This is a genomic window from Mycobacteriales bacterium, assembly GCA_030697205.1.
Classification (GTDB): Bacteria; Actinomycetota; Actinomycetes; order Mycobacteriales; family SCTD01; genus JAUYQP01.
The window spans coordinates 120,367-133,579 of the sequence record JAUYQP010000013.1; the positions used below are offsets into that span (position 1 = coordinate 120,367).

The 13,213-nt window shown below is 72.4% G+C and carries 10 protein-coding genes; 2 read left to right on the forward strand and 8 right to left on the reverse strand.

The window, feature by feature from the left end:
* Position 1: 1 nt before the first annotated feature.
* The 4 genes from Q8R60_03940 to Q8R60_03955 all read right to left on the reverse strand — a co-directional run bounded on the left by Q8R60_03940 (position 2) and on the right by Q8R60_03955 (position 3,633).
* Positions 2-1,471, reverse strand: coding sequence for a CheR family methyltransferase (locus tag Q8R60_03940; GenBank protein ID MDP3711622.1), 1,470 nt, complete (start codon positions 1,469-1,471; stop codon positions 2-4).
* A complete protein-coding gene (gene cheB / locus Q8R60_03945; protein ID MDP3711623.1) occupies positions 1,468-2,607 on the reverse strand; it encodes a chemotaxis-specific protein-glutamate methyltransferase CheB in 1,140 nt (379 codons plus the stop codon). Before cheB ends, Q8R60_03940 begins: the two co-directional genes overlap by 4 nt.
* On the reverse strand, positions 2,604-2,930 hold the full coding sequence (locus Q8R60_03950; protein ID MDP3711624.1) for an Hpt domain-containing protein: 327 nt from the start codon (positions 2,928-2,930) through the stop codon (positions 2,604-2,606). The genes cheB and Q8R60_03950 overlap by 4 nt, the downstream gene beginning before the upstream one ends.
* 109 nt (positions 2,931-3,039) lie before the next feature.
* Positions 3,040-3,633, reverse strand: coding sequence for a hypothetical protein (locus Q8R60_03955; GenBank protein ID MDP3711625.1), 594 nt, complete (start codon positions 3,631-3,633; stop codon positions 3,040-3,042).
* A gap of 26 nt (positions 3,634-3,659) precedes the next feature.
* On the opposite strand from Q8R60_03955, the gene Q8R60_03960 reads away from it, so the two are divergent.
* Positions 3,660-4,577 carry an A/G-specific adenine glycosylase gene (locus tag Q8R60_03960; protein MDP3711626.1) on the forward strand — a complete coding sequence of 306 codons (918 nt, stop codon included), beginning with the start codon at positions 3,660-3,662 and terminating at the stop codon, positions 4,575-4,577.
* Here Q8R60_03960 and Q8R60_03965 read toward each other — a convergent pair.
* Both Q8R60_03965 and Q8R60_03970 read right to left on the reverse strand, forming a co-directional pair.
* On the reverse strand, positions 4,499-4,873 hold the full coding sequence (locus Q8R60_03965; protein MDP3711627.1) for a response regulator: 375 nt from the start codon (positions 4,871-4,873) through the stop codon (positions 4,499-4,501). The two genes, Q8R60_03960 and Q8R60_03965, sit on opposite strands and share 79 nt — an antisense overlap.
* Positions 4,870-6,378, reverse strand: coding sequence for a HAMP domain-containing sensor histidine kinase (locus Q8R60_03970; GenBank protein ID MDP3711628.1), 1,509 nt, complete (start codon positions 6,376-6,378; stop codon positions 4,870-4,872). Before Q8R60_03970 ends, Q8R60_03965 begins: the two co-directional genes overlap by 4 nt.
* A gap of 108 nt (positions 6,379-6,486) precedes the next feature.
* Here Q8R60_03970 and Q8R60_03975 point away from each other — a divergent pair, with 108 nt between their 5' ends.
* On the forward strand, positions 6,487-9,582 hold the full coding sequence (locus Q8R60_03975) for an adenylate/guanylate cyclase domain-containing protein (protein MDP3711629.1): 3,096 nt from the start codon (positions 6,487-6,489) through the stop codon (positions 9,580-9,582).
* Here Q8R60_03975 and Q8R60_03980 read toward each other — a convergent pair.
* Both Q8R60_03980 and Q8R60_03985 read right to left on the reverse strand, forming a co-directional pair.
* Positions 9,564-10,160, reverse strand: coding sequence for a hypothetical protein (locus Q8R60_03980; GenBank protein MDP3711630.1), 597 nt, complete (start codon positions 10,158-10,160; stop codon positions 9,564-9,566). The genes Q8R60_03975 and Q8R60_03980 overlap by 19 nt on opposite strands.
* A 15-nt stretch (positions 10,161-10,175) precedes the next feature.
* Entirely contained in the window at positions 10,176-12,875 is a 2,700-nt protein-coding gene (locus Q8R60_03985) for a hypothetical protein (protein MDP3711631.1), read from the reverse strand.
* Positions 12,876-13,213 lie beyond the last annotated feature (338 nt).

Genomic DNA, 13,213 nt, shown 5'->3' on the forward strand with positions numbered 1-13,213 from the left:
GTCATCCTCGTACCTCCGAGAGCTGTCCTTCGAGCTGCTCGCACAACGCGACCAGGTCCTCCACGCTGCGACCACCGAGCTCGGGCGCGGTCGCGTCCCCGGGCTGGCGCCCGAGCGTGTCCGCCGCAGCGCGGTACTCCCGCGCAGCGGCACCCGCGTCGCCGAGCCGGGCGAGGACGCCGGCGAGCAGGAAGTGGGCGAGCCCCGACGAGGCGTCGAGGTAGACGGCCTTGCGCAGGTCGACGAGCGCCTCGACGTCGCGGCCCTGGTTGACCAGCGCGAGTCCGCGCAGGTAGTGCCCCTCGAGGCGGAGCGGGTCGACCGCGACCAGGGCTGCAGCTCCCTGCGACGCCTCCTCGTAGCGGCCGGCCGCGAGTGACTCCCGCACCGACGCGGCGATCTCGACGGGCGAGCCTGTCGGCACCTTCGGCGCCGGTGCGGTCAGCCGCTCGGCGGCGACGACGGCCTCGCGCGAGGCCGGAACGAGGCTGCGCGGCTTGGTGAGCGACTCCCACAGCGCCGACCGGCGCGGCGCCTGGCGGCGCTCGTCGAGCGGAGGAGGCGGGCCCTCGTCGTCGGTGCGCCGGTCCGGCAGGACGGTGCGCCGCTCGCCGCCGCTGTGGTCGTCGAGCCGGCGGTAGACGAAAGCCGAGCTGTCCCCGCTGCCGAGCGACACGAGCCGGAAGTCCTCCGACACCTGCCACAGCGTCTCGGAGTGGCCGAGGAAGAGGTAGCCGCCGTCGCGCAGCGCCGTGTGCAGACGGGTCATGAGCGCCCGGGTCGTGTCGCGGCTGAAGTAGATCGTGACGTTGCGGCACAGGACGAGGTCGACCTGCTCGTCAGGCGCGAAGGGCACCGGCTCGGTGACGAGGTTGTGGTGGCGCAGCTCGACGAGGTCGCGGACCTCCTGGCGGACCTCGTTGGTGCCGTCGGGGTGGGTGATGAAGAAGCGGGCCAGCTCCTCGGGGGTCGCCATCTGCACGGCGCGAGCGCCGTACCTCGCCTGCCTGGCCGCGGCCAGCGCCCGCTCCGAGACGTCGGTGGCCACGACCTTGACGTCCCAACCGGCCGTCGAGGGCAGCAGCTCGCGCAGCATCATCGCCGTGGAGTAGGGCTCCTCCCCGGTGGAGCAGCCGGCGCTCCAGATGCGCAACCGGCGGCCGTTCGACTCCGCGTGGCGGATGAGCTCGGGCAGCACGTGGGTGCGCAGTGCACGGACCTGCGGCGGGTTGCGGAAGAAGTGCGTCTCCTGGATCGTCACCTCGTCGAGCAGCCGCTGGCGCTCGACCGGGTCACCGTCGACGCGATCGAGGTAAGCCGAGACGTCGGTGAGCCCGCACGCCCGCAGCCGCTCCGCGAGGGAGTAGGCGAGCGAGTCGCGGCGCGCGTCGTCGAAGGCCAGCCCTGCAGCGGCGGCCAGCATCCGGCGCAGCCGCACGAACTGCTCGTCGGTGAGCGAGAGCCTGCTCATCGCAAGCCGACCAGCTCGAGCAGCGCGGGAGCGACCTCGCCGATGGGCAGCTGCCGGTCGATGGCCTGCAGGGCCGCGGCGGCCGCGGGCATCCCGTAGACGGCACTGGTCGCCTCGTCCTGGCCGAGCGTGACGGAGCCGCGCTCGCGCATGGCGAGCAGCCCCGCGGCGCCGTCGCGGCCCATGCCGGTGAGCAGCACACCGACGGCCCGCGGTCCGAGCGCGTCGGCGACGGAGCGGAAGGTCGCGTCGATGCCGGGCACGTGGAACTGCCCCGGGTCCGGCGGCACGCACAGCACCCGCATCCGGTCGTCCTGCACGAGCAGGTTGCTGCCGCTCGGTGCGATCGTCACGGTCCCCGGCATGAGACGACGGCCGCTCTCGCCCACGACGACGGGCAGCGAGACGAGCTGGTCGAGCCAGGAGGCGAGGCCCGGGATGAAGCCCTCGGCCATGTGCTGGACGACGAGCACCGCCTGAGGGAGGTCGGCCGGCAGCGCCGACAGCAGGGTGAGCAGGGCCTGCGGGCCGCCCGTCGACGCGCCGATCGCGAGCAACCGGAGGTCACTGCGGGAGTCGAAGGGCTCACGCGGCTCGTCCGCGACAGCGGCGAGGGTGCGGGCCGCGGAACGCGTCCCCCCGGTGAGGACCGGCACGCTCTCGGTGGCGATGCCCTGGCTGCGCAGCCGGCCGCGAGGGTGCGTGATGACCCGGACCCGGGCGGCGACCCGCAGCCGCTTGCGCAGCGCGTCGGCGTAGGAGTCGAGGCTGCCGGTGTCGTCGGGACCGGGCTTAGCGAGCACGTCGACGGCGCCGGCCGCCAAGGCCTCCAGGGCGTTCTTGCTGTCCTCTCCACCGACGAAGGCGCTGTAAACGAGGATCGGCGTCGGGCTCGCGGCCATGATCCGCTCGATCGCCTCGAGGCCGCTCATCACCGGCAGGTCGAGGTCCATGAGCACCGCCGCGGGCCGCAGCCGGGCCACGAGCGCGACCGCCTCCCGGCCGTTGCGGGCCTCCCCGACGACGGTGAGGTCGTGGTCGGCCTCGATCGAGGCGCGTAGGAAGCGGCGTTGGACGGGCGAGTCGTCGACGACGACCACCTTGATCGGGCTCGGGGCCGCCGGGGTGACGCTCACGGCTGCCACCCCCCCAGCAGCGCGACGACGCCGCTCGCGGGCGCACGCAGGTCCTCCACCGCAGCGCCGGCGACCAGCTGCTCCTCGAGCGACCGGGCCGCGCGCGCGGCCTCGGCCGCACCGACGACGGCGGCGCTGCTCGCGAGCGAGTGCGCGGCCCGCCGCACCAGGTCGAGGTCCGACAGGCTGCCGTCACAGAGAGCCCTGAGCACGGGGAGCCGCTCGGCGAGCTCACCGGCGAAGGCCAGGCGCAGCGAGGCGACCGCGTCGTCGGACAGCCGCGTGAGCGCACCCGCCTCGCCGCCCACCCGCACTCCCGTCACCCAGCTGTCGTCGTCGCACGACAGCGTTTGCCCCGTCGGTCTGGTCTCGACGCGATCCGGGGTCGCCTTGAGGGCCGCCTGCCGCAGCGCTCCCCGCCTGCGGGTGGGCTCAGCGGACGCGGAAGACGATTTCGGCGACGGGCTTGCTCCCGACCTTGCCGCCGACCCGGTAGGTCCCCGGCTGCGCCGGCGCACGGGTGCCCTCGCACGCCGGTCTCGAGCGCTTCGCGTCCCAGCTGACGCGGACCCCGCGAGAGGCCCCGGGTGCCAGCGTGGCGACCTCCCGCGCAGTGCGGCGGTCGCAGTCCGAGCGTGCCCAGAAGCGGTCGGCACCCGTGGTCACGACGAGATCCACCACACCGGGCCCGAGGTCACGGGTGCACCTCGTCGTACCCCTGTTGGTCACGGTCAGGACGAACGACGTCGGGGACGTCGCGGTCGTGGGTACGACGACCGCGGCGAGGTCGGCGTCGCGGCACTGCGGGACGGCTGCCGGCGTGGGCCGCGGTGACGCGGTCGCGGGCGCGCTCGCGCTCGTCGTCGGCGTAGGGGTAGCCGGAGCGTCGGCGGTCAGCTCGTCGTCCCCGCCACCGCAGGAGCGCAGCACGAGCAGCGGCACGACGACGGCGAGGACGAACCCGGCGCGGCGTGCCCAGTAGGTCCCCGGCGGGAGCGGCCCGACCGGGCGCCAGTGCAGGGCCACGACAGCAGCGTGCCACGATCGGGGTGATGCTCGTCGACGACCTCTCCACCTGGTACGCCGGGGCCGCCCGCGACCTGCCGTGGCGGCGGGCCGGGACGAGCCCCTACGCGGTGCTCGTCTCCGAGGTGATGCTGCAGCAGACGCCGGTCGCGCGGGTCGCGCCGGTGTGGGAGGCGTGGCTGCAGCGCTGGCCCACGGCGGGTGCGCTGGCCGCTGCCGATCCGGCGGAGGTGCTGCGGCTGTGGGGGCGGCTGGGCTACCCGCGCCGGGCGCTGCGGCTTCAGGCCGCCTGCGCGGCTGTCGTCGAGCGGCACGGCGGGGAGCTCCCGACGACGGTGCCGGAGCTGCTCGCGCTGCCCGGCGTCGGCGACTACACCGCACGGGCCGTGGCGGTCTTCGCCCTGCGGCAGCGCCACCCGGTCGTCGACACCAACGTGCGCAGGGTGGTCGCGCGCGCCGTCGAGGGCGTCGCGGACGCTCCGGTCACCAAACGCGACCTCGCCCTGGTGGAGTCGCTGCTGCCCGCTGACGACGACGCCGCGGCCACGGCGTCGATCGCCCTCATGGAGCTGGGCGCGCTCGTCTGCACAGCCCGTGCGCCTGGCTGCGACCGCTGCCCGGTGGTCGCGTCGTGCGCCTGGGTCGCGAGGGGCCGCCCCCCGCTGGACGCACCGGTGCGCCGCCCGCAGTCCTTCGCCGGCACCGACCGCCAGGTGCGCGGCCGGCTCATGGCCGTGCTGCGCGACGCTCCCGGACCGGTCCCGGCCGACGCCCTCACGCAGGTGTGGGACGAGCCGGTCCAGCGCGCACGGGCCCTCGACGGGCTGGTCGCCGACGGGCTGGTCGACCCACTGCCCGACGGGACCTACGCGCTGCCGTCGCTGCCGCGCAGCAGCGACCGGACGACCTCGACGAGGTCGGCGAGGGCGTCCTTGCGCAGGTAGCCGTCGATGGCGGGCTCGGCCGCCGCTGCGGAGGCGAGGTCCAGCGCGGTGCAGAGGAGCACCACGACCGACGGCGCCGCGGCCTTGATCCGGGGCGCGGCCTCGACCCCGGTCAGCAGCCCCTCCAGCTGGTTGTCGAGGAGCACCAGGTCAGGGGCGAGCTCCTCGACCAGCTCGATGCCCCGCTCGGCCGTCGTCGCGACACCGACCAGCTCGAGGTCGGGCTCGGTGGCGAGCAGGATCTCCACGACGCTGCGGACCGCGGCGTCGTCCTCGACGAGCACGACCCGGGTCACGGCTGCCGCTCCTTCGGGAAGGTGACCCAGAAGGTCGCGCCGTCGCCCGGCCTGCTGCTCACGCCCAGCAGCCCACCGTGGGCGCCCACGAGTCGCCGGACGATCGCCAGGCCGAGCCCGAAGCCGGCGGTCCGCTCGCGCTTGGAGGCCTCCGTGCGCGACCAGCGCTCGAACAGGGCCGAGTGCTCGCTCTGCGGGATGCCCGGACCCTCGTCGCGGACGTCGAAGCGCACCTGGTCGCCCTCCTCGCGCACCGTCAGCGTCACGGGGGTCCCCGGTGCGTGCTTGAGGGCGTTGCCGACGAGGTTGTCGAGGACCTCACGGACCATCTCGGCATCGCCGGCCAGGGTCGACGGCGACCCCGGCTCGCGGGTGACGACGAGCACGTCCTGCCGCCCCGTCATTGCCGCGAGGTCCAGCGCCAGCCGCTCGAGCAGCGCGGTCACGTCTACCTCGCCCCACTGCGGCTCCACCCCCGTGATGGCCGTGCTCTCGTCGACGAGCAGCCGCTGGGTGAAGGACTCGATGCGGTCGAAGGAGCTGCGGACCCCGTCGAGCGCGATCGCGAGCTGCTCGGGGGAGAGCCGCGAGAGCTTGTTGGCGAGCAGCTGCGCATAGCCTTTCCCGGCGCCGAGGGGGGTGCGGATGTCGTGGCGCGCGGTGTCGACCACCTCCTGCCGCAGCGCGCGCTGCTCGCGCTCGGACTCCGCGCCGACAGCCCACAGGACCGCGGTGGCGGCGTGCGCCGCGAGGTCCTCGAGCAAGGCCACGTCGACCTCGTCGAACACGCGACCGCCGGGGGGGTTGGCGATGGCCAGCTCACCGAGCAGGTCCTCACCGGCCATCAGCGGCGTCGCGACGAGCGACCCGATCGGGGGGTGCACCCCCGGAAGGCCGACCCCCGCCGGATGACCCCGGATGTCGTCGAGCCGGGCGCTGGCCCGCAGCGCCAGTGGCACCGAGAGCAAGCCCACGACGCGGGGCATGCGCTCCGGGAAGAGGTGCCGGGGTGCGTCGTAGACGAAGTGGCTCGTCTCGGTGACGCTGCCGGGACGGAGCAGGAGCAGGGCGCTGTACGCCGCCCCCGTCATCGCCTTGGCCTCCGTGACGAGGGTCTGCAGGACCGACTGCACGGTCGGAGCCTCCGTGAGCAGGTGGCGCGACAACGCCGTGAGCCGCCGGAGCCCGTCGCTGCGGCGCACCTCGGCGGTGACGTCGCGCAGCAGCAGCACCTGCCGACCACCGACCTCGCGACGGGTCGCGTCGACCACACCGTGCGGCGGCAGCGAGACCCGCTGCGGGGGCGCCGACGGGTCGAGCGCCAGCAGCGCGTCGAGGTGGGCGGCGAGCACCGCGTCAGCGCCGTCCTGGTCCACCCCGAAGAGAGCGACCGCAGGGGCGTTGCAGGCCACGACCGCCCCTGCCTCGAGGATCACCACGGCGTCACTGGTCACGTGGAACAGCTCACCGACCGCGCCGTGGACGACCGGCCCACCCTGCGTCACAGCGACCTCCCTCTCGGTTGCGACGACCCTATCGGCGGCAACAGTCGCGTACCCGACATACCGGCAGACAGGTGCGGGTTAGGTTCGGGGCACTGACGGGGGTGAGTCGTGTCTCGGTCCGCGTGTCGCGGCTGTGGTGGCGAGAACCCCGTCGACGACGCCTTCTGCGGCCACTGCGGGCTGCGGGCCGCCGCCCTCGAGGTCGCGTCGGAGGTGTCGGCGGAGGCCTGGAGCTGTCGCGACTGCGGAGCGGGCAACCGACCGGCCACGGCGTACTGCGGTGCCTGCGGCGCGCGCTGGGGCGGCACCCGCGTCGAGGACCTGCGCCTGGTCACCGCACTGTTCGCCGACATCAGCGGCTTCACGACGCTCGCCGACACCCTCGAGACCGAGGACCTGCACGACGTCATCAACCCGCTGATCGGCGGGCTCGCCCGGATCGCGGAGAAGTACAACGGCTTCATCACGAAGTACGCCGGGGACGCGCTGCTGGTGATCTACGGCGCGCCCGTGGCTCACGAGGACGACGCGCAGCGGGCCCTGCTGACGGCGCTGGAGATGCACGCCACGCTGCCGTCGCTGCTCGAGCACATCGGGCCGGCGGCGGCGCACCTCACCATCCACGTCGGCGTCAACACGGGCAAGGTCGTGGCCGGTCGGGTCGGCTCGGACGCCCAGGCCGACTACTCCGTGCTCGGCGACTCGGTCATCCTCGCGCAGCGGCTCGAGTCGGTCTGCCCCTCGGGCCAGACCTATGTCGGGCCGTCGACCTACGAGCTGTGCAAGGGCGAGTTCGACTTCGAGTCGGTCGGCGAGCTGACCCTGAAGGGCAAGCTCAAGCCGGTCGAGGGCCACCGCCTCGTGGGGCGCAGACGAGCAGGTACGACGACCGAGCGGCCGTTGGTCGGCCGGTCGGCGGAGCTCGCGGTCGTCGACGAGGTCCTCGACGCCGTCGAGTCCGGGCGTGGGGTGCTGCTGTCGGTCTCCGGCGAGCCCGGCAACGGCAAGTCGCGGCTGCTCGCCGAGGCCCGCACCCGCGCGACCGGGCGCGGCGTGCGTTGGCTGCCGGCGCGCTGCCTGTCCTACGGCTCGGCCCTGCCCTACTGGCCGTTCGCCGACCTGCTCCGCCAGGCGCTGGCGCTGCGCGTCGAGGACCCGCCCGAGCAGATCCAGGCCCGACTGTGGGACGTCATGCCGCGCTCGACGATCGTCGGCGCCGAGCGGCTGCTCGGCCTGCCGGTCGACCCGGTCGGCCCGGAGCAGGCGCGGCGCGAGGTCCACGACGCGCTCGCCGCCTGGCTGCGGATGCTGGCCGAGCGCTCCCCCGTCGTGCTGTCGATCGAGGACACCCACTGGGCCGATGCCGCCACGATGGACGTGCTCGGTGAGCTGATCCGCACCACCGGTGACCTCGGAGTCGGTCTCGTCCTCACCTGCCGCCCCGAGGGGCTCGAGGCCGTCGAGGCGCTCGCGTCCGACACCGAGTCCCGTGCGCTGCCCGTCGGCCCGCTGTCGGACACCGCGGTCACCGAGCTCGCCGGGGACGTCCTCGGACAGCCCGCCGGGCCGGAGCTGATGACGCTGCTCGTCGAGCGCACCCGCGGCAACCCGCTGTTCGTCGAGGAGCTGTGCCGGTCACTGCAGGAGAGCGGCGCCCTCGTCGACACCTCCGCCGGCAGCGACCTGCGCCCCGGCTACGACCTCGCGTCCGTCCCCGGCACCGTGGAGCGGGTCTTCAACGCCCGCGTCGACGCCCTGCCCACACATGCGCTCGCGCTGCTGTCCACCTGCGCGGTCATCGGCCGCATCTCCCGGCTGTCGCTCATCCGGGCCGTCGTCGAGGACGACCCCCGCTCGACCCTCGACCTGCTGGCCGAGCTCGGGATGCTCGACACCGTCGTCGACAGTGACGAGCCATCCCTGGCCTTCCACCACGCCCTGCTGCACGACGTCGTCTACTCGCGCATCCTGCGCAAGCAGAAGCGGGCCCTGCACCGCCGCGTCGCCGACGTCGGGCGGCAGCTCTACGGCGACAGCGACATCACCGTCGAGCTCCTCGCCCGCCACCTCTACCTCGCCGATGCCGGCCTCGAGGCGGTCGACCCCCTCCTGCGAGCCGGCCGCCGCGCCAACGCGCTGTATGCCGTCGACGGTGCTGCGGTCCACTTCGAGCGAGCTGTCGAGGTGCTCGAGCAGGTCGGCACTCCGTTGCAGGTGGCAGAGGCCGTCATCGAGCTGGCGGCCATCCGCGAGCTGCAAGGCGACTACGAGACCGCGCTGGCGCTCTACGAGCGGGGGCGCCACGGTGCCGACCCCGCCCGCGCGTGGACCGGAACCCTCTCCGTCTTACGACGCAAGGGGGACGTGGAGCTCGCTCAAGCCGCCTTTCTTCAGGCACTTTCCGTCGTGGGGAGCAGCAGTCCGGTTTCGGTGCCCCTGTGGCTCGAGAGCGGATGGGCGCTCACCACCCTGGGACGGGCCCGCGACGCGGTGCCTGTGCTCTACACGGGGCTGAAGCTTGCTCCGGCGGACGACCACGCGGTACGCGGTCAGATCCACGTCCAGCTCGCTCGTGCCGAGCTCATGTCCGGACGGCCGGACCAGTGCGCCAGGGCCGTCACGGCGGCGATCTCCGAGGCCGAGGCGTCTCGCGACCTGCGCCTCGAGACCGCCGCGTTGCGGGTGCTCGGTCAGCTCGAGCACAGCCGCGGTGACCTCGCGGCCGCGCACGCCGCGACGTCGCGGGCCCTCCAGCTAGCCGATCGCACCGGCACGGTGGAGGAGCTGGCCGGGCTCTCACTGAACCTGGCCTTCATCACCTCGAGCCAGGGTGACCCGTCGTCAGCCGTCGAGCTGGTCCACCAAGCCGTGGGCCACTTCGAGCGGATCGACCACGGTGCCGGCAGAGCCATCGCCTACGGCAACCTGGCCTCCCTGCTCGTCGAGCTCGGGCGCTATGACGAGTCCCTCGGCTGGGCCGACCGAGCGCTTGCTCAGGCATCCCGCACGGGCCACCTGTCGACCCTCGCCGAAGCGAGCGAAGACCAGGGCCGGGCCCTGCTGGCCCTCGGACGCCGCAACGAGGGAGAAGCGGCGCTGCGCGTGAGCCGGGAGCACTTCCTCGCGACCGAGGACGAGGAGGGCGCCGCGCGGTGCGACGCCCTCCTCGCTGAGCTCAGTGAGGCTCAGCCCCAGAACTGCTGACCGCCGCCAGGCGTCGGGAGCGCGTCGTCCAAGGCCGTCACGAGTGCGTCACCGCTCGACAGAGGGATGTTCGACTCGTCGATGACCCGGCCGTAGGCGTCTCGGACCGAGCCGGTCACCCGCACCGCCATCCCGGTGTAACTCCGGATCGCCGTGTCGAGGAACAGCGTCGTCCGCAGACCGTCACCCGGCGCAGCTGTGCGCGCGAGCAACAAGTAGCTGCCGTCCGCAGACGGCTCACTCGCGTAGACCTCGAGCACGTACGTGGCGTCGGTACACGACGGCGCGCCCAAGCCGACGTTGCCCGTGACGGTGCCCCGGTCACTCTCCTCGACGACCGCCTCGTCGTAGAGGGCGGGCGCGAGCGGCGTGGCCGGCACCCGCTCGTTCTGGGTGATCGACAGCACGTGCCGCTGGAACGACGGCCTCCCAGAGACCAGGTCGTAGCAGCCGGCCTCGGCGGGAGGAGGCGGCACAGTCGGCGCCTTGGCAGCCCCGGCCGGCACGGCGTTGCCGGCCGTGACGGACCCGGCGAGCAGCGTCAGCGCTGCGAGTGAGAGTGCGTTCTTGCGGTCCATTGCGGTTCCCCCGAGTCAGAAGGTGTTGGGTGCCTGAGCGTCACCGGCACGGAAGCCGGCGGCCGGTGCGGTGACGAAGATCGGGGTCTGACCCGAGATCCCCATCGCGGTGATGAACGAGCTGAGCAACTGCCGGTCGAACGTCGCCTTGCCGATGGTTGCCGACTCCGGCGCCCACGTGAGGGCTGGGATCGGTCGCTCAAGGCGATGGCCCGCGACCTGGGTGATGGCGACCTGCGCCTTGGCGATCGTGCGCAGGTCCACGATGCTCTCGCTGAGCTTCAGCATCACCGTGTTGCCGTTGGCGCCGGTGTTGAAGGAGGTAGCCGTGAACTGGGCCACCGCGTTGTTCGCCGACGAGCAGGGCGCCGGGTCGCTCGAGTTGTCGAAGCCGTCGAAGTCCGAGTCGAGCACTGCGTTGGCTTGGCTCGTCACGGAGCCTGCAGGGAAGCACGGCTGGTTCTCGTCCCGGTCGGCGATTCCGTCACCGTCGGTGTCGAGGAGGGCCACGAGCGACTTCGACGCCGTGGCGAGCACGGATCCGTCCGCCCTCTTTGCCTGGAGCGACAGAACGTAGGTCCCGGGCAGCAGGCCCGCGGCCGGTGGCACATAGGCGGTCGAGCTGCCGGTCGCGACCTTGGTCGCCGTCGGGAAACTCGGACCCTGCAATGTCCAGTCGAAGACCGCCGCTGACTGGCCGAGCTCGTCCCTGCCGTCACCGGCCAGCCCAATGACCTTCTTCGTCGTGATGCTCGAGTCGAAGACCGGCGCGTAGATGGCTGCCGTGGGCGTCGCACCGCCCACGACGCCGCCGATGGCGTCATCCTGCTCAGCCACGAGGTAGCCGTCGGAGACGCGGTAGCGCAGCGTGCCCGTGGGGCACCCGAGGCTCGTGTCAGTCGTGACAGTGAAGGCCGCAATACCGGCCGCGGCCGTGAGCGGCTTGGCGGCGTTGACGATGGGCGAGACTGCGCCAGGGCAGACGTGGAAGACGTCGAGGCGCAGGTTCTGCGGCAGCCCATCGCGGACGTTCACGGTGACGGTCCGGCCCTGAACGGAGGCCGCGAGGAACTGCGGCGCGGCGTCCTCGTCACGGGCGTGGAGCAGGACCGAGCCCGGCGAACCGGGGTTGCCCTTCCACAGCTCCAGCCGGTCGGTCCGGCTGTCGGCCTGGAGCTCGGTGCCGAAACTGCCCACGTCATGGCGGCCGGGCCCGGGCACACCGTCGTGGTGGCTGTGGTCGTAGGTGACCCGGAACCCGTCGTTGGCCACGATCGCGCCGGAGGCGTCACGCTGGACGAAACGGAACTCGCTGCTTGCGAACGGCTGCTCGTAGTTCACGTCGTCATCGATGTGGGTGTGAGCATCCGTCCCACCTGGCGTGCCGTTCGTGGAACCGGAGAGGAAGAACGACGAGCCGACACCGACGCTGGCGCCGGCCCGTCCCACCGGCCCGTAGGACGGGCACGCGGATGTCGCGCCGGTCGCAAGCGGGGTGAGCTGGCAGTGCAGCGTGTCGAAGTCCGGCCTCTCGAGCAGCGAGGTGCCATCGTTCCACCCGGTGAGCTGGTAGTTCAGGCTCGAGGCGTCGTTCTGCAGCCAGCTCTTGTCAGGAACGTTCCACGCGCGGTCAGGCTTGGTGACATCGGCCTGCTTGTTGAACGAGTGGTAGGCGCCGTCGTAGCGCACGTCCGCTTCAGCGACAGAACCTGTCGTGTGCGTCAGTTCCATGGCGGCGATGGCTCCCGTGATGCTCGGCCGCGAGGACGTGGCGTCCACGACGCGACCCCAGGCCACGGTGCCTCCGATCGTGGCGTAGCCGTCGGCGCACGAGGTGTTGCCCGTGACTCCACCCTGGCTGATGCGCGACGAGATGACCCCGTAGACACGGTCGGCATTCCCGGTGGGGTTGACGCTGTTCCAGTTGTTGCGGGCGGTGTTGAGCTCCTTCGACACGGCTGAGTAGTTGGCGGTCGTGCCGCAGAACTGCCCACCGGACATGGAGGGTCCGACGTTGAGGAGACCGCTGGACAGAGTGGTGCGCAGGCCACCACTACCTTTGTTGAGTGCCTCTACGCCGTCGGCGACGGGCAGCACGCGATTAAGCGCGGTCATGCCCTTGGTCAATGCCGCTCGGTCCGCGTCGTCAAACTGACTCGAGGCCGAGTTCGGCAACAGGAAACTCCCGGCGTCGCCCATCGGCACGGTGAGGACTCGCATCGGGTTGCTGGCCTTCTCGACCACGGCCGAGATGGCCGTGCCGTCAGGGCGCTGCGTCACCGTTAAGGCATCGGAGACCGAGGTCCCGTCCGCCTTTGTGGTGGTGAAGCCCAGGGTTGCGGTGAAGCTCACCGTGGCAGCGTCCGCCCCGGCCGGTACGAGCTGGCTGCCGGGGACGAGGAAGAGCGGGTCGCCCTGCGCCGACGGGATCGGAGCGGTGCTCGGTGGCGCGATCTCCGACAGCGGGAGCGATGCGAGCGGCACCGCGCCCGTGGCGCCTCCGCTGAGTCGCAGCTCACCAGAGGTGACGCGCATCTTCGTACCGACCGGCGCACAGGACGGCACCTGCATGAACAGCTTCACGAGCGCGGACTTGCCCCTGACAAGCTTTGCGTAGGTCGGCAGGCCCTGGCTGACCATCACGTCGGCAACGCGCGGCTTCAAGCAGGGCTCCGTCACGGCGGCGACCGCCGGCGAGCCGGGAAGCAGCGCCATCCCTCCTGCCACGAGTGAGGCAGCCGCGCCGGAGGCCAGGGCGCGGCGGCGCAGCGCGGACGCGGGACGGCGGTGACGGGCGTACGACAGGTGCGTCATGAGAGCTTCTCCCCCTGCTGGTGCGCTCGCTCGGAACAGTCGGCGAGGGCTTCGGCGGTACTAGACCGCGACCCGGGGGGACGTCGCTGTCATCTGACTGACAGTTGATTCAGATGAGGCAGCAAGAGTTCGTCGATGAGCGGTATTCCCCTGCTACATATGGGCTAAGTGTCAGCAACCCGACACTCGCGCAACGACGAGAGCGGCACCCGATCGGGTACCGCTCTCGTCGTACGAAG